At 72.6% G+C, this 18,729-nt stretch carries 2 protein-coding genes; both read right to left on the bottom strand.

Features of this window, described 5'->3' with window-relative positions; genetic code table 11:
• Positions 1 to 30: 30 nt before the first annotated feature.
• The gene (locus tag RR3_RS20870) at positions 31 to 5,871 is read right to left on the bottom strand and encodes a non-ribosomal peptide synthetase (protein ID WP_255325555.1); all 5,841 of its coding nucleotides are present in this window, start codon (positions 5,869 to 5,871) and stop codon (positions 31 to 33) included.
• Positions 5,872 to 6,422: 551 nt separating this feature from the next.
• Entirely contained in the window at positions 6,423 to 18,551 is a 12,129-nt protein-coding gene (locus tag RR3_RS20865) for a non-ribosomal peptide synthetase (protein WP_072786552.1), read from the bottom strand.
• Positions 18,552 to 18,729: the final 178 nt, after the last annotated feature.

Genomic DNA, 18,729 nt, shown 5'->3' with positions numbered 1-18,729 from the left:
GTCCACCGGGAGGACGACGAGCGGTACGGGTCAGCGGGCACCCTCGATCCAGCGGTCGAGCACGGGACCGATCCGGGCGAGGGCCTCCTGCGACGTCATCTTCCAGTGGGTGGCCTGGACCGATTCGACCGCCAGCGTGCCGGTGACATGCGTCCGCCACTGCGGGGCGCGGGCAGCCGAGGTTCCGTCCTCGCCCGCGGCGAAGAACAGCAGGTCCCCGTCGAAGCGGGCGGGCCGGTGCTCCGCGAGCAGCCGGTAGGACCGGCGCACGCCTTCGAAGATGCGCTCGAGGCGGGGCAGGGTCAGCGCGTCGAACGGGGCCGGCAGGTCGGCGACCAGTTCCAGTGCCTGCTCGGGAGTGAACTGCGCCGGGTCGAGGCCGGCCCCGACGTCGGTTCCGATCGCGCCGAGCAGGTCGGCGACGGTGACCGCGGACGGGACCGTCTCGGTGGGGGCACCCGGTGGGTGCGCGTCGAGCAGGGCGAGGGTGGCGACCTCGTGGCCGTCCGCCCGCAGCCGGACCGCGGCGGCGTGGGCGATGATGCCGCCGAGCGACCAGCCGACCAGATGATAGGGGCCGGCGGGCTGGATCCGCCGGATCCGCTCCACGTACCCCGCGGCCCACGCGTCGATGCTCTCGGGCAGCGGTTCGTCGTCGCTCAGGGCCGGCGACTGCAGACCGTAGAGGGGCCGCTCGGGGTCGAGGTGGCGGGCCAGGCCCGCGAAGCTCCACGACAGACCGATCACCGGATGGATGCAGAACACCGGCTCGGCGGCACCGCCCGGGCGCAACGTCAGCACCGCGTCGAACCCGGCGGTGTGATCACCCGGGTCGCCGGCGGATCCCTCGATCCGGGCGGCGAGGGCTGCGACGGTCGGGGTGAGGAACATCCACTGCAACGACACCGGCAGGTTCGTGCGTTCGCGCAGCCGGGCGATCACCCGCACCGCGCTCAGCGACGTGCCGCCGAGGTCGAAGAAGTCGTCGTCGAGACCGACTCGGAACTCGCCGGCGTCCCCCGCCGGCCCGAGAACCTCGCGGTAGGCGGCGGCGACCTCCGTCTCGAGCGGAGTGCGCGGCGGGCGGTGGTGCCGCGGGGCGATCACCGGCTCGGGGAGCGCCGCACGGTCGAGCTTGCCGTGCGGGTTCAGCGGTAGCGCATCGAGGGTGACGACGCCGGCGGGCACCATGTAGGAGGGCAGGGTCTCGGCGAGCGCCGCGCGGAGGCGGGCCACGTCGATCCGCCCGGCGGCCGGAACCACGAAGGCCACCAGCCGGTCCCCGCCGTGGACGGCGACCGCGGCGTCGCGGACCGACGGCTGGGCGCGCAGCGCGGCCTCGATCTCGCCGAGCTCGATCCGGAACCCGTGCACCTTGACCTGGAAGTCGGCGCGCTCGAGATACTCCAGGGTGCCGCGGCCGGGGTCGTCGCCGTCGATGCGCCAGCGCACCACGTCCCCGGTGCGGTAGAGGCGGGTGCCGGGCGCACCGAAGGGGTTGGCGACGAACCGCTCGGCGGTCAGGCCGGGACGGCCCAGGTATCCGCGGGCGAGCTGCACGCCGGCGAGGTACAGCTCACCGGCCACGCCCGGCGGCACGGGATGCATCCGTTCGTCGAGGACGAACGTCTGGGTGTTGGGGACGGGATCGCCGATGGGCACGGAGGTGTGCGTCGGGGCGGTGACCGCGTGCGCGGTCACCGAGACCGCGGCTTCCGTCGGGCCGTACAGGTTCACCAGGTCCGCCTTCGAGGCGCCGAGCGTGCGTCGCGCCGTCGGGGCGGGCAGTACCTCGCCGATGGCGAGGACGCGGCGCAGGGTGCCGGGCAGCGTGCCGGCCGAGTCCTCGAGCAGCGCCTCGAGCATCGACGGCACCACGTGCAGGATCGTGACCTTCTCGCGGCGGATCAGGTCGTTGAGGTAGGACGGGTCGCGGTGCCCGTCGTGGGCGGCGATCACCAGCCGGGCGCCGCACGTGAGTGCGGACCAGAACTCCCACACCGACAGGTCGAAGGTCGCGGCCGTCTTGAGCAGGACCGCGTCGTCGGGACCGAGATCGTAGTGCGCCCGCTTCCAGGCGATCTGGTTGACGATCGCCTCGTGCGGCACGGCCACGCCCTTCGGGCGTCCGGTCGATCCGGAGGTGTAGATGACGTACGCCGTGTTCGCGGCGCGCAGCGGCGCACGCCGGTCGGTGTCGGCGAGCGGCGCGGGATCGAGGTCGCCCAGGTCGAGGCGGTCGACGTCGAGCACCGTCCGGCCCGCCAGGGCGTCGACCCGGTCGGCGGTGGTCGACAGCACGCACTGCGGGGCCGCCGCGTCGAGGATGTACCGGTTGCGGGCCGCGGGGTGGTCGGGGTCCAGCGGCAGGTAGGCGCCGCCGGCCTTGGCGACGGCGTACATCGCCACCACGAGGTCGACCGAACGCCGGATACAGAGAGCCACTGTGGATTCGGGCCCCACACCCTGGGTCACGAGGTGACGGGCGAGCCGGTTGACGCGCGCGTCGAAGTCCCGATACGTGAGGGTGCCGCCGCGGAACACGAGGGCGGGGGCGTCCGGGGTGGCCGCGACCTGCTCGTCGAACAGGTCGACGAGGGTCCGGCCCGCGGAGAGGTCGGCCTGTTCGGCTTCCCATGCCCGCATCATCTCGGCCAGTTCCGCAGAGTCGTGCAGGTCGATGTCGCCGACGACGGCAGCGGGGTCGTCGACGACCGCCCGGAGTATCCGCAGATACCGCGCGAGCAGACGCCGGACCGACGGTGCGTCGAACAGGTCGGTGGCGTAACCGAATTCGATGTCGAAACCGCCCGGGCCGCCGCCCACGGCGTGATCGACCACCGTGACGTGCAGATCGAAACGCGCTGCGTACGAATCGCTCTCGACCGGAGTGATCCGCAGGCCCGGCAGCTCGAGGGCTTCCCGGGCGAAGTTCTGGTAGGAGAACCCGACCTGGAAGATCGGGTGGCGTGCGGTGGACCGGACCGGATCGAGCACCTCCACGAGGCGTTCGAAGGGGACGTCGGCGTGCGCGAACGCGTGCAGGTCGGTGTCGCGGACCTGCTCGAGCAGTGTCGCGAACGAGTCGGCGGCGTCGACGTCGGTCCGCAGGGCGAGCATGTTGACGAACATGCCGATCAGCCCGTCGAGTTCGGGGGCCGTGCGCCCCGCGACGGGCGTGCCGACGACGACGTCGTGCGTGTTCGACACGCGCGCCAGCAGCACCGCGAGGACGGCGTGCAGCACCATGAAGGGTGTCACGCCGCGCTCGCGGGCGAGTGCGCTGATCGCGTCGTAGGTGGTCTCGTCGACGTGCGCCGAGACCCGGTCCCCCGCATGACCGACGACGGGAGGCCGGGGCCGGTCGGTGGCGAGCTCGAGGTGTTCGGGGATGCCGTCGAGGGCGCGCCGCCAGTAGGCCAGCTGCCGGGCCGTGCCCGACCGGGGATCGTCCTCGTCGCCGAGGGCGTCGAGCTGCCACAGGGTGTAGTCGGCGTACTGGACGGGCAGCGGTTCCCACGCCGGTTCCCGGCCCGTCGAGCGCGCGGTGTAGGCGGTGACGAGGTCCCGGACGAGCGGACCCAGCGACGAGCCGTCGCCCGCGATGTGGTGGAGGACCACGGCGAGCACGTGCTCGTGGTCGGCGAGGCGGAAGAGCCGGACTCGCACGGGAACCTCGCCGGTGACGTCGAACCGCCCTCCCGCGAAGGCCGCGAGCCGGGCCGGGGCGTCGGAGTCGGTCGCGTCCTCCGGCCCGAGGTCGAGCGGGACGTCGCCGACGTCGAGGATGCGCTGCTCACCGACGCCGTCGACCTCGGGGTACACCGTCCGGAGCGTCTCGTGTCGCGCGACGACGTCCCGCACGGCGGCCCGCATCGCGTCGACGTCGAGCCTGCCGGACAACCGGACGGCGAGCGGGATGTTGAACACCGCCGAGTCCGGGTCGAGGCGGTTGAGGAACCACATGCGCTGTTGCGCGGGCGAGAGCGGGATCCGGTCGGGGCGCGGGCGCCGCGGCAGCAGGCCGCGCGCGGCCGTCGGCGCGGCCGCCACCCGGGCTGCGAGCGCCTCGACCGTGGTGGCGTCGAACAGGTCGGCGGCCGACACGGTGACGCCGAGCGCTGCCCTGATCCGGCCGATCACCCGCGTGGCGAGCAGCGAGTTGCCGCCCAGGTCGAAGAAGTCGTCGTGGACCGAGACCCGCTGCACCCCGAGCACGTCGCCGAACGCCTCCGCCACGGCCACCTCCGCGGCGGAGGCCGGCGCCCGGTACGGAGCCGACGCGATCTCGGGCTCGGGCAGAGCCGCCCGGTCGAGCTTGCCCACGGGCGTCAGCGGGATGGTCTCCAACGCGATCACCGACGACGGGATCATGTGGGCCGGCAGCCGCTCGGCGACGAACGCGGTGAGCACGGCGACGTCGATCGCGGAACCGGCGGCGGCGTGCACGTACGTGACGAGACGGGTGTCCCCCGTCGCGCCCCGGTGACCGACGGTGGCGGCGAAGTCGACGGTGGGATGCGCGGCGAACGCCGCGTCGATCTCCCCGAGCTCGATGCGGAAGCCACGCACCTTGACCTGGAAGTCGTTGCGGCCCAGGTACGTGATGCCCTCTCGTGCCGAACGCGGGGACCGTACCAGGTCGCCGGTGCGGTACCGCCGGGCGCCGCCGGGGGCGGCGACGAAACGGGTGGCCGTCAGTCCGGGTCGCTCGTGATACCCGCGGGCGAGGCCGGATCCGGTCAGGTACAGCTCGCCGGCCGTGCCCGCCGGCACGGGCCGCAGGCGGGTGTCGAGGATCCGGGCGGCGACTCCGCGAACGGGCCTGCCGATGGTGACGGGTGCCCCGGGGGCGAGCGGCCCGGAGATGCTGGTCATGATCGTGGTCTCGGTGGGGCCGTACCCGTTGTGGAACCGGCGGCCGGGCGCCCAGCGCGCCACCAGGTCCGGAGGGCACGCCTCGCCGCCGACCACCACCGTCTCCAGATCGTCCAGGCCCGTGGGATCGACCGAGGCGAGGGCGGCCGGCGTCACGAACGCGTGCGTGACCCGTTCCCTCCGCAGCAGCTCGGCCAGGTCGTCGCCGCCGTACACGGACGGCGGAGCGACGACCATCGTCGATCCGGATCCGACGGCGAGCAACAGTTCGAGCACCGATGCGTCGAAGCTGGGGGACGCGAAATGCAGGGTCCGGGCGGCGGGGGTGAGCCGGTAGCGCTCGACCTGCTCGGCACAGAAGTCCGCGAGTCCGGCCTGGGTGACCACCACCCCTTTCGGCCGTCCCGTCGAGCCCGAGGTGTAGATGACGTATGCGGGATGGTCGGGGCGCAGTGGACGTACGCGGTCGACGAAGGTGAGCGGGTCGGCCGGGCAGGCGTCGAGTTCCCTCCGGGTATCGGGCTCGTCCAGGACGAGGGTGTCGAACCCCTCGGGCACGACCCCCCGGTGTGCGACCACCGTGAGTGCGAGACGGGCGTCGGAGTCCGACAGCATGTACCGGACCCGATCGGCTGGATAGAGCGGGTCCACCGGGACGAACGCGGCGCCCGCCTTGGCCACCGCCCAGACGGCGAGAACGGACCGGATCGAGCGGGTGAGAAGCACCGCGACGCGGTCCTCGGGGCCGATGCCCCGCGCAATGAGCAGGCGGGCGAGCCGCGACGATTCGGCGTCGGCCTCCCGGTAGGTGAGGGTGTGTCCCTCCGCCGTGAGGGCGGGCGCTGCGGGGTCGCGTTCGACGGCGGCCGACAGCAGGTGCGGCAGCATCGTCGTGGGCGTCCGGCGCCGGGACGCGCGGAGCTTGCCACGGACGGTTGGGTAGACCACCTTGCTGTCCCCTCCGAATTCCGGATCCGTTGTGCGCGTGCGCATGCCGGGTCCGCTCATCGCCGGGGTAGCACGAACTGCCGCCACATCCGCCCTCCCCGGCGGACGCCGCTTCGCTGTCGTCTCGCGCACCGGAACCCCGACGATTCCCGGCGCAAGAGCACTTCGTCACCATTCCACACGAAAACAAACCGTGCCACCTGTTCGTACGTCCAGTAACTAAGTTACCGGCAGGTAGACCGGCATTCCGGACAGCGCCCGCCCGTGCCCGCGCGGCCCGTGCGGATGCCCGATTCGTCGCACGCCGCAGCGCCGTTCCGGAGTCGCCCCACGCGTGAGCGGCGCCCGCAAGCCTCCGCCTCCCCGCCGGGGCAGACCCGTCACCTGTGGTTTCGGAAAGAGACGCGGAACGCACGGCGGGAGACGCCCGTGTCGATCCGGCAATTCGATCCGGCAGCCTCGGTCGCCACCCGGCCGGTGCCGACACCGTCCCCGGTTCGTCCACCGATTGGACAATTCACTTTCGGCGTCCGACGTGACCTCGGACACAGCGGGCGCGCGCAGGCCACGCCCGCGGAATGCCGCACCCCTACGAGTCAGCGCGCGGCACACCCGCATTCCGGGCAGGAACCGTCCGACGTCCAGCCTGCCAACAGCGGTCCGAGACGAGTACACGCCCTCGGCCCGGTCATCTCCCAGTGCGAGACGGAAAGGTCGTGCCGATGCACCTCGTCCGCGACGTAGGGCGCCCAGTCCCGGCCCGAGTCCGCGTCCGGCCCGGCCTGCGACGCGGCGCCGACGAACAGCATGCGCCCCTCGTACCGGCCCGGAACATGCCCCTCGAGCGCATCGAACGAGCGCTCGATGCTCGTCAGGACGGACGCCGACAGATCCGGGTCGATGTCGTCGGCGAGCACCTCGAGACCGTCCTCGACCCCACCGGGTCCGCCACCGTGGCTCGCATTCAGGGCCACTGCCGCCACCGAGACCGGATCGACCGAGGAGCGCACGGCGTCGGGCAGGGAGGAGTCGAGGAGCACGAGCGAACCGACCTCGAGTCCGGCCCGCTGGAGCTGGACCGCCATCTCGTGCGCGATCACTCCGCCGAGGGACCACCCCACCAGATGGAAGGGACCGTCCGGGTGGACCCGCCGGACCTCCGAGACGTACCGGCCCGCCCAGGACGCGATCGAATCGGGGAGATCCGACTCGCCCGACAGTGCCGGGGACTGCAATCCGTAGACCGGGCGGCCCGGCTCGACGTACCGGGCGAGCGATGCGAAACTCCAGGCGAGCCCGATCACCGGGTGCACGAAGAACACCGGATCGCGCCCCTCGTCGCCCTCGCGCAGCGGCAGCAGCACGGCCAGGGCCGAGTCGGAGCCTCCGCTTGCCGCCGGCTCCTCGTCCGCCGACCGCTCGATCCGGGCCGCCAGGTCGGCCACCGCCGGATGAGCGAACACCCATTCGAGCGGGATCGGACGATCGAGTCGGCGGGTGAGCTCACGGGTCACCCGCACGGCCACGAGGGACGACCCGCCGAGAACGAAGAAGTCGTCGTCGGATCCGACCCGGTCCGCGGCGAGGACGTCCGCGAACACCTGCGCAACCGCGCGCTCGACCGGCGTCGCCGCAGCCCGGTAGGACGCCCGCGCGGGCATCGGCACGGGCAGCGCGCCACGATCGACCTTGCCCGTCGCCCCGACGGGGAGCCGGTCCAGGCGCACGATCGAAGCCGGCACCATGTAGTTCGGCAGTTCGTCCGCGAGCTCGCTGCGTAGGGACGTCGCATCGAAGTCCGATTCGTTCTGTGCAGCAACGACATACGCGACGATCCGCGCGCCGGTCGCCGCGTCCTGATGCACCGTCGCGACCGCGGCCGACACGATGGGCAGGCGCAGCAGCGCGGCCTCGATGTCGCCGAGCTCGATCCGGAATCCGCGAAGCTTGACCTGGGAGTCGCCACGCCCGACGTGCTCGAGGACTCCCTCAGCGGTCCACCGGGCCAGATCGCCGGTGCGGTACAGCCGTCCCCCGGCCCCGAAGGGGTCGGCAACGAACCGGTCCGCGGTCACCCCGGGGCTTCCGCTGTATCCCCGCGCGAGCTGCCGGCCCGCCAGATAGAGCTCACCGGTCACTCCGGTGGGCACGGGGCGCAGCCGCCGGTCGAGTACATAGACGCGGGTGTTCCACTCGGGCACCCCGATCGGCACCTGGTCGGCGTCCGCCGCCGTGACCCGGTGCGCCGTGACCGACACGGCCGCCTCGGTGGGTCCGTACAGGTTGACGAGTTCCGCCCGGCTCGACCGGCGGCACGCCCCGGCGACAGCCCCCGGGAGCGTCTCCCCGATCGAGAGCACCCGTCGCACCGAGGTGGGCAGCTCTCCGCCTGCACCAGAGATCAGGGCGCTCAGCAGGGATGGAACCAGGTACAGCGTCGTGACGGCTTCGCGTTCGACGAGCGCGAGCAGGCGGTCCGGATCGCGGCGGGACTCGGGATCGGCAACCACCAGCCGGCCGCCGCATGTCGTGGCGCCCCAGAACTCCCACACCGACAGGTCGAACGTGGCCACGGTCCGCTGTACCGTCACCTCCCCCGGACCGAACTCGAACTCCGCATGCAGCCAACGCAACTGGTTGACCACCGCGCCGTGGTCCACCGCCACGCCCTTGGGCACACCCGTCGATCCCGACGTGAACAAGATGTAGGCGAGGTTCGCGGGATGCAGCGGCGCAGTCCTGTCCGCGTCGGTCACCGGGGCCGCCGAGTGCTGCGACAGATCCACCCTCGAGACATCGAGAACCCGGACCGGCTCCGGCACCACCTCGCTCGCGACGCCGGCGGATGCCGCGGACACGAGCACCGTCGCCGGCCGCGCCGCCGCGACCATGCGCACCAGCCGTGCGGCCGGAAGCGACGGATCGAGCGGAACGTACGCGCCCCCGGCGGCGGACACCGCGTACATCGCGACGACGAGCTCCACCGATCCGGGAATCAGCAGACCGACCCGGACCTCCGGCCCGACACCCACCGCCACCAGCGCGCGGGCCAGCCGGGCGACGCGGTCGCCGAGCTCACCGTACGTCAACTGCACCCCGTCCCCGACGAGCGCGACCTCGTCCGGGCGTTCGCGTACCTGGCGCCGGAGCAGATCGGGCAAGCAGTCGCCGACCGCACAGTCGCCGCCCGCACGGTCGCCGCCCGGACTGTCGACGCGGGTGTCGTTCGCGGCCTCGAGCAGCGCCTGTCGTTCCCCGTCGACGAGGAGATCGGCGTCGCCGACCGCGCGGTCGGGAGCCGAGACCAGTTCGCCCAGGATCCGGACGAACCGGTCCGCGACGGACGCCGCCGCGTGGCCGTCGAAGAGATCGGTGGCGTACGACAGATGCCCGCCGATCCCCGCCGGCGTCCCGTCCGCCGCGTAGCTGTCACCGACGATCAGGTGCAGGTCGAACTGGGCGATCTCCCCTGTGACGTCGACCCGGGCCGCCGTCAGGCCGGGGAGTTCGAAATCGACCGCTCCGAGGTTCTGGAACGACAGGCCCACCTGGAACAGCGGATGCCGCGCCATGGACCGGGCCGGCGCCAGCGCCTCGACGAGCTGTTCGAACGGGACGTCCGCGTGGGCCAGGGCCTCGAGGTTCTTCTCCCGGGCCTGCGCGAGCAGCGAAGTGAAGGAGGCGGCCGGGTCGACCCGCGTCCGGAACACGAGGGTGTTCACGAACATCCCGATCAGGTCGTCGAGGGCTGCCTCGCCTCGGCCGGCCACCGGGGTGCCCACGGCGACGTCCTCGGTGCCGGACAGCCGGGCCAGCAGCACCGCGAAGGCGGCGTGCACGACGGTGAACGGCGTCGTCCTCGTTGCCGCCGCGAGTGCCGCCACCCTGCCGTGCAGGTCCGCGTCGATCGTGACGGGAACCCGGTCGCCCCGGTAGGACTGAACCGGGGGCCGCGGCCGGGTCGTGGGCACCGGCAACTGGTCGGGCAGACCGGCCAGTTCGTCGGCCCAGAAGGCGAGCTGGCGGGAGACACGCGACGCCGGGTCGGTTTCGCTGCCCAACAGGTCCCGCTGCCACAGGGTGTAGTCCGCGTACTGCACGGGAAGTGGCTGCCACGCAGGTTCGCGGCCCGCCTGGCGCGCGCTGTACGCGTGGGCCAGATCACGGACGAGCGGCGCCACGGAGTATCCGTCCGCTGCGATGTGGTGCACCACGACGAGCAGGACGTGTTCGGCCGGGGACAACCGGAACAGCCGCACGAGGACCGGCACGGACCTGGTGACATCGAACCGGGTCGCCGCCGCCGACCGGACGGCGGCGCGGAGTGCCGGTTCGTCGACGTCCGTCGGGTCCAGGGCGGGCGCACCGGCGCCGGCGGGCAGTATCTGCTGGACCGGCACCCCGTCGACCTCGGGGTAGAAGGTCCGGAGGACCTCGTGGCGGGCGACGACGTCGGCGATCGCCGACTGCAGCGCCGCCCGATCGAGTCGCCCGGTCAGCCGCACAGCCATCGGAATGTTGTAGGCCGCGGCGGTCGCCTCGAACCGGCTGAGGAACCACATCCGCTGCTGGGCGGGCGACAGCGGAATCCGTTCCGGACGCGGCCGGGCGGCCAGGGCGGGCGAGCCGCCGGACCCGATGCGGCGTTCCACGGCTGCCGCCAGCGACTCGATCGTCGACGCCTCGAAGATCACGCGCACGGGGACCGACGCGTGCAGCGCCGCCCCGAGCCGGGCGACGACGCGCGTGGCGATCAGCGAATTCCCGCCGAGCGCGAAGAAGTCGTCGTCGAGACCGAGTCGCTCCGCGCCGAGCACCTCCCCGATCACCGAGGCGACGGTCCTTTCGACCGCGGTGGCGGGCGGGCGGAACTCCCGGACGGCCGGGACGGGTTCGGGCAGGGCTCGGCGATCCACCTTCCCGGAGGTGGTGAGCGGGAGCGTCCCGAGCACGGTCACCACGTCGGGCACCATGTACCGCGGCAGCACGCGTCCCACGGCCGCACGAACGGTGGCACCGTCGACCGCGGCACCGTCCGCCGGCACGACGTACGCGGTGAGCTGCGCACCGTGGGTCCCGTCGTGGACGGTCACGGCGGCCTGCGCGATCTCCGGCTGCGCCAGGAGTGCCGCCTCGATCTCCCCCAGCTCGATTCGCAGGCCGCGCACCTTCACCTGGAAGTCGTTGCGGCCCAGGAATTCGAGGGTTCCGTCCGGCAACCATCGGACCCGGTCGCCGGTGCGGTACATCCGCGCCCCGCCGGGGTGCGCGACGAACCGTTCCGCGGACAGATCCGGTCGGCCGTGGTAGCCACGGGCAAGTTGCACCCCACCGAGATACAGCTCCCCCGGCACCCCGATCGGCACCGGGTTCAGCCGCCCGTCGAGAACGTAGGCGGTGGTGTTGCGGATCGGGTGGCCGATCGGAACGGTGCCGGCATCGCCGCGACGTCCGTCGCACCGCAGCACGGTCGCGGTGACGGTCGCCTCGGTCGGACCGTACGTGTTGTCCAGCAGCGCATCCGAGCGTTCCGCGAATCGTGCCGCGAGCTCGGCGGGCAGCGCCTCGCCACCGACGGACAGATACCTGAGCGTCGCCGGAAGTTCGAGGTCGGGATCCGCGAGGAACAGGGCGAGCATCGTCGGGACGAACTCGAGGATGCCGACGGCCCACTGCCGCGAGAGACGGGCCAGGTAGTCCGGGTCGCGATGGCCTCCCGGTGCCGCGATCACGAGGCGTGCACCGACCTGCAACGGGAAGAACAGCTCCCACACCGACGCGTCGAACGTGACAGGGGTCTTCTGCAGAGCCGTGTCCCCGACGCCGAAGTCGTAGCGTTCGCGCATCCAGGTCATCTGGTTGACGACGGCGCCGTGGGTGACGGCTACCCCCTTGGGCCGGCCCGTCGACCCGGAGGTGTAGAGCACGTAGGCGATGTGCGCCTCGTGCGGCGGCGCCAGCCGCTCGTGGTCGGCGAACTCGGTGACCGGCGTCGGTGCGACGTCCGATTCGTCGACCACGAGCACCGGGACGGATCCGGGGAGCGTGCCCCGGTCGTGCGTCGTGGTCAGTACCAGCACCGGCTCGGCGGTGTCGAGGACGTACGCCGTTCGCTCGGCGGGATGCTCCGGGTCGAGCGGCACGTACCCGCCACCGGCCCGGAGCACCGCATAGATGCCGACCATCATCTCGACCGATCGGCTCATGTGGACACCGACCAGGCGCTCGGGACCGACGCCGCACGCGACGAGACGCCGTGCGAGCCGGTCCACCCGGGAGGCGAACTGCGCGTAGGTCAGCGCGGTGTCCTCGAAGACGACTGCCGTCGCGTCCGGGGTGCGCCGCGCCTGCCGGGTGAACGCGTCCAGGACCGACCGGTCGCCGAGCGGCGCAGCCGTCCGGTTCAGCTCGTCGAGCCGGGCGCGTTCCTCCGCCGTGCACAGGTCGATGCCGCCGACCGCAACGCCCGGATCGGCCGCCGCCACCTCCAGGATCGACACGAGCCTCGCAGCGAACGTCCGCACGGTGCCCTCGTCGAACAGGTCACAGGCGTAGACGACGGACCCGGCTATCCCCTCGCGGCGACCCTGCTCGTCGCGCATCTCGGTCAGGTGGAGCTCGAGGTCGAGTTTGGCGCCGCCCGGGGGCGTTCCGACCGGCGCGATCTGCAGGTCCGGCAGTGCGATCTCGGAGCGGGCGAAGTTGTGCACCACGAGCAGCACCTGGAACAGCGCCGAATGCGCGGTGGACCGGACGGGATCGAGGACCTCCACGAGACGTTCGAGCGGAACGTCGGGGTTGCCGAACGCGGCGAGGTCGACCTCTCGCACGGCGGCGAGGATCTCGGCGAAGGTGGCGTCCGGGTCGATCCGGGTACGCAGCACGAGGGTGTTGCCGAACATCCCCACGAGATCGTCCAGTGCCTCCTCGCCGCGGCCGGCGACCTGTGCCCCGACGGGGATGTCGTCGGTACCGGACAGGCGGGCCAGCAGGACCGCGAGCGCGGCGTGCACGAGCATGAAGAACGTCACCCCGTGGTCCCGCGAGAGCCGATCGAGCCGGGCGGCCGACGACTCGTCCAGTGTGAAGTCGACGCTCGCGCCGCGTCCGGTCTGCACGGCGGGCCGCGGGCGGTCGGTCGGCAGCTCCAGCAGGTCCGGCAGGCCCGCCAGCGCCGTGGTCCAGTAGTGCATCTGACGCGAGAGCAGCGAGTCGGGGTCGTCCTCGGATCCCAGCACATCCTGTTGCCACAGTGCGTAGTCGGCGTACTGGACGGGCAGGGGTTCCCACGCCGGCTCGTCGCCCGCTCTCCGGGCCAGGTACGCGGTGGCCAGGTCCCGGGCCATCGGGGCCCGGGATCCGCCGTCGCCGGCGATGTGGTGGACGACGACGACCAGCACGTGGTCCCGGTCGGTGAGGCGCAGCAGGGCCGCCCGGACGGGTACCGCGGCGGTGACGTCGAAGCCGCGGGAGACGAGTGCGGCGATCCGCGAGGGCAGCTCGTCCTCGGTCACGTCCCGCGGCGCCGGATCGACCGGTACGTCCTCGACCGGCACGATCACCTGGAACGGTCCGGCATCGGAGTCGGGGAAGACGGTGCGCAGCGCCTCGTGCCGGGCGAGCAGGTCGCGCAGTGCCGCCTGCAGGGCGGGCACGTCCAGCTCGCCGGTCAGTCGCAGCACGAGCGGGATGTTGAAGGCGGCGGAGTCCGGGTCGAACCGGTTGAAGAACCACATCCGCCGCTGCGCGAGCGACAGCGGAATCCGCTCGGGGCGCTGCCGGCGCCGCAGGGGCGTCCGGGACGGGACGGCGATGGGGTCCCCCATCCGCGCCGCCAGGGCCGACACCGTGGGCGCCTCGAACAACGTCCGCACCGGCACCCGGACGCCGAGGGCGGCATCGAGCCGCGCGACGACCTGCATCGCGAGCAGCGAGTTGCCGCCGAGCGCGAAGAAGTCGTCGGCGCGGCCGACCCGCTCGAGCCCGAGCACGGCGCCGTACACGTCTGCGACCGCCTGCTCGTCGTCCGTCGCCGGGGCGCAGTACTCGGTCGACTCGGGCTGCGGCACCGGCAGTGCCCGCTTGTCCAGCTTGCCTCCGCCGGTGAGGGGCAGGGCGTCGAGCACGACGACACGGCCGGGCACCATGTGGTGCGGCAGCTTCCCGGCGAGGAACTCGCGCAGGTGTGCAGGGTCGGGCACGGCGCCGGCGGCGCCGACGACGTAACCGACCAGCCTGTCCCCGCCGTGCGGATCGGGGTGCAGCACCGTCGCCGCCTGCGCGACCGACGGATGCCGCTCGAGCGCGGCGTCGATCTCGCCGAGTTCGACCCGGAATCCACGCAGCTTGACCTGGGAGTCGCCGCGCCCGAGGTATTCCAGCTCGGCGACCGCACCGGTGCCGCGCCATCGCACCAGGTCACCGGTTCGGTACATCCGGGTGCCCGGCGTCCCGAACGGATTCGCCACGAACCGCGCGGCCGACAGGCCGCTGCGCCGGTGGTATCCCCGAGCGAGAGCAGTCCCGGCCAGGTACAGCTCGCCCACGACGCCGGTCGGCACCGGCCGCAGCCGGGAGTCGAGCACCAGTGCGGACACTCCCGGGACGGGCCGGCCGACGGTCACCGGACGCCCGGGCTGCAGCCGCGCGAACGAGGAGATGATCGTCGTCTCGGTCGGCCCGTAGCCGTTGAAGTACTTCCGCCCCGGCGCCCACCGTGCCAGCAGGTGCGGCGAGGTCACGTCCCCGCCGACCGATACGGCCTCGAGGCTCTCGAGGCCCGACGGATCGACCGTCCCGAGGACGGCCGGGGTGATGATGGTGTGGCTGACCCGTTCGGCCCGGATCAGTTCCGCCAGTTCCGGCCCGCCGACGATCGTGGACGGCACCACGACCAGCGTCGCACCCTGGGAGAACGCGACCATCCATTCGAGCACCGACGGGTCGAAACTCGGCGAGCACACGTGCAGGAAGCGCGCCCGCGACGTCACGCCGTACAGGGTCACGGCGGTCTCGAGGAGCGGGTCGAGGCCGGCGTGGGTGACCACCACTCCCTTGGGCTGCCCGGTCGACCCCGACGTGTAGATGACGTATGCCGCGTGCTGCGCCGACAGCGGCCGTACGCGCTCGGGCACCCCGGCGGCGGATCGTGCCGCGACGGCCCGCGCGAACTCGGGATCGTCCAGTTCCAGCCGGACCGCGGATCCGGGCAGCGCGGAGGCGTATTCGCCGGAGGTGAGGCACACCGCCGCACCGGAATCGGCGAGCATGTACCGGACCCGGTCCACCGGATAGGACGGGTCCACCGGAAGGTGCGCGGCGCCGGCCTTCGCGACCGCCCACACCCCGAGCACCATCTCGTACGAACGCGGGAACGCCAGGGCCACGACGTCGTCGGGGCCGATGCCGCGTGCGGCCAGCTCCCGCGCGAGCCGCGACGACGACTCGTCGAGTTCGCGGTAGGTGATCGTCCGGTCCCGGTACCGGACGGCCGGCGCCTCGGGGTTGCGGGAGACCGCCGCCGTCAGGATCTCGGCAAGCGTGCGGGCACCGCCCGGCGCGGCGTCCGGGACCCGCGTGAGCCGGGCGGCCTCGTCGCCGGTGAGGAGCGCGAGGTCGCCGACCGGCACGGCCGGCTCCGCCACGGCGCCGGCCAGCAACCGCACGAACCGTCGCGCGAATCCGGCCACCGTCTCGTCGTCGAACAGATCCCGGGCGAAGACGAGCTCCGCCGACATTCCCGCCGGTTCCCCGTCGAGGTCCGTGTGCTCGCGCAGGGTCAGCGACAGGTCGAACTTCGCGGTGGTCACCTCGAACGGCACCGCCGCCAGGCTCAGGCCCGGCAGCTCGAGCCCCGCCGGGGGCAGGTTCTCGAGTGCGAGGGCCACCTGGAACAGCGGGTGCCGCGCGGTCGAACGCTCCGGCGCGAGCAGTTCCACCACCCGCTCGAAGGGGATCTCCGCGTGGGCGAACGCCTCGAGGTCGCTGTCGCGGACTCGTGCGAGGTGGTCCGCGAACCCGGAACCGGGATCGATCCGGGTCCGCAACACCAGGGTGTTGACGAACATGCCGACCATCTCGTCCAGCGCGGCGTCACCGCGGCCGGCGACCGCGGTACCCACGGCGATGTCGTGCGACGACGACATCCGGGCGAGGAACACCGCGAGTGCGGTGTGCAGGACCATGAACAGGGTCGACCCGTTCTGCCGCGCCAGTTCCGCGGCCCGCCGATGCGTCGGAGCATCGATGGCGAAGGCGATCCGGCCGCCGGCGAAGGACTGCACCGGGGGGCGGGCGCGGTCGGTCGGCAGGTGCAACTCCTCGGGCAGATCCGCGAGGACCCGCTGCCAGTACCGCGCCTGCGCCGCGAGTGGACTGCCGGCGTCCCCCTCCGATCCGAGCGCCTCGCGCTGCCACAGCGCGAAGTCCGCGTACTGCAGCGGCAGCGGCTCCCATCCGGGTTCCCCGCCGGCGGCACGCGCGGCATACGCGGTCATCAGATCTCGGGTCAGCGGCGCCATCGACCAACCGTCGGCGCTGATGTGGTGTGCCACGAACACGAGCACGTGCTCGTCGTCCGCGACGCGGAACAGCCGCACCCGGAACGGCACTTCGGCGGTCACGTCGAAACCGGTGGCCACCGCGTCGGCGATCCGGTCCGCCAGATCCGTCGGCCGCACCGACTCCGACACCCAGTCGGGCGTGTACCCGGCGACGGGAACGATCGCCTGGTACGGCAGCCCGTCCCGCTCCGGATACCGGGTCCGCAGGACCTCGTGCCGGGTTGCGATGTCGTACACGGACTCTCGCAGGGCACCGACGTCGAGTCGGCCCGTCAGCCGGATCGCCACCGGGATGTTGTCGGCCGCGGAGGTCGGATCGAACCGATTGAGGAACCACATCCGCTGCTGCGCGAACGACAGCGGCACGTGGTCCGGACGCTCCCGCGGCGTCAACGGAACCGACTGGGCCGCAAGGCTACCCGACTCCAGGTGCGCCGCCAACGCGGCCACGGTCGGCGCCGCGAACACCACCGGCACCGGCACCCGGGTCTCCAGGGCGGCGCCCAGGCGCGCCACCAACCGGGTCGCCAGCAGGGAATTCCCACCCAGCTCGAGGAAGGAATCGTCCAGTCCGACGCGCTCGCGGCCGAGCACCTCGGCGAACACCGACGCGACGGTCTCCTCGACCGGGGTGCGCGGCGCCCGGTATTCCCGTTGGGCGAACACCGGTTCGGGCAGCGCCGCCCGATCGAGCTTGCCCACCGGCGTGAGCGGCACCGCGTCGAGCACCGTCACCAGGGCAGGCACCATGTGGGCGGGCAACGTCTCGGCCAGCCCGGCGAGCACCGCCGGCACCTCCAGCCGGGTTCCGGCCGCCGGCAGCACGTACGAGACCAGTGCCGCCTCCCCGGACGGCAGCACCTTCCCGAGGGTCGCCGCGAACTCGATGTCGGGCCGCGCCGTCAGCGCGGCGTCGATCTCTCCCAGTTCCACCCGGAACCCGCGGATCTTGACCTGGAAATCGCTGCGCCCGAGGTACTCGATCGGACCGTCGGCCGCGCGGCGGACCAGGTCCCCCGTCCGGTACATCCGGGTTCCCGGATCCGACCCGAACGGATCGGCCACGAACCGCTCCGCCGTCAGCCCCGGTCGACGGTGGTAGCCGCGCGCGACCTGAGCGCCGGCCAGATACAGCTCACCGACCACCCCCGGCGGCACCGGCCGCAACCGGCCGTCGAGGACGTACGCTCCCACACCCGGGATCGGGGTGCCGATCGTGATCGGCTCGCCGGTCACCAGCGGCGCGCTGCTGGTGGCCAGGATCGTCGCCTCCGTAGGCCCGTACGCGTTGAAGAACCGCCGGCCGGGAGCCGACCAGCGGTTCACCAGTTCCGGTCCGAACGCCTCCCCGGCTGCCACCACGACCCGCAGGTCCGTCAGCCCCGCGGGATCCACCGAGCTCAGCGCCGCCGGGGTGATGAACACGTGCGTCACCGCAGCGGCAGCCAGGACGTCGGCCAGGTCGGCGCCGCCGCCCACCGATGCCGGCGCCACCACGACCGTCGCACCCGCGGAGAATCCGGTCAGCAACTCGAGCAGGGAGACGTCGAAGCTCGGCGAGCACACGTGCAGCACCCGCGCGTCCGCATCGACCTCGTAGTGCCCGCGCTCGGCGGAGATCACGCCGGCGATGCCGGCGTGCGTGACCGCCACCCCCTTGGGGCGGCCCGTGGAGCCGGACGTGTAGATCATCCACGCGATGTCGAGGCCCTCGAGCGCGCGTGTCCGGTCGGCGTACGAGATCGGATGCCCGGGCAACTGTCGGACCTGCCCGGCCGTCGCCGCGTCGTCGAGCCGCACCTGTTCGACCCCGGCGGGCACGGCGGCGGAGAAGTCGTTCACCGTCAGGCACAGGGCCGCGCCGGAGTCGGCCAGCATGAACTCCACCCGCTCGAACGGGTAGCGCGGATCGACGGGGACGAACGTCGCCCCCGACTTCGCCACCGCCCACAGCGCGAGCACCGACTCCAGGGAACGAGGTATCGCCACCGCGACCGCATCCCCCGGCCCGACGCCGCGACCGATCAGCCACCGTGCCCACCGCGACGACGTCTCGTCCAGTTCCCGGTACGACAGGGAGCCGCCCCCGGCGGCGCACACCACCGCCGGGTGGTCGCCGCGCTGTTCCACCGCAGACGTCAGCAGAGTCGGCAGCGGTGCCACGCGCGCGGCCCGGCTACGCGAACGGCCTGGTTCCCGGCGCCGCACCCCCGACTCCCGCCTCACGCGCCCGGACCTCGCTCTGCCCGGACCGGGCTCCTGCGTTGCACTACGGAACAGCTCCTTCCACGCGCGGGAAGAGAATGGAGAACTCGTCCCGCCCGCAGGCAATCTACCGGCC

It is taken from the genome of Rhodococcus ruber NBRC 15591 (assembly GCF_001894945.1).
GTDB classification, from domain to species: Bacteria; Actinomycetota; Actinomycetes; order Mycobacteriales; family Mycobacteriaceae; genus Rhodococcus; species Rhodococcus ruber.
Note: the sequence above shows the minus strand (reverse complement) of the source record. Positions and strands in the feature narration are given on the sequence as shown.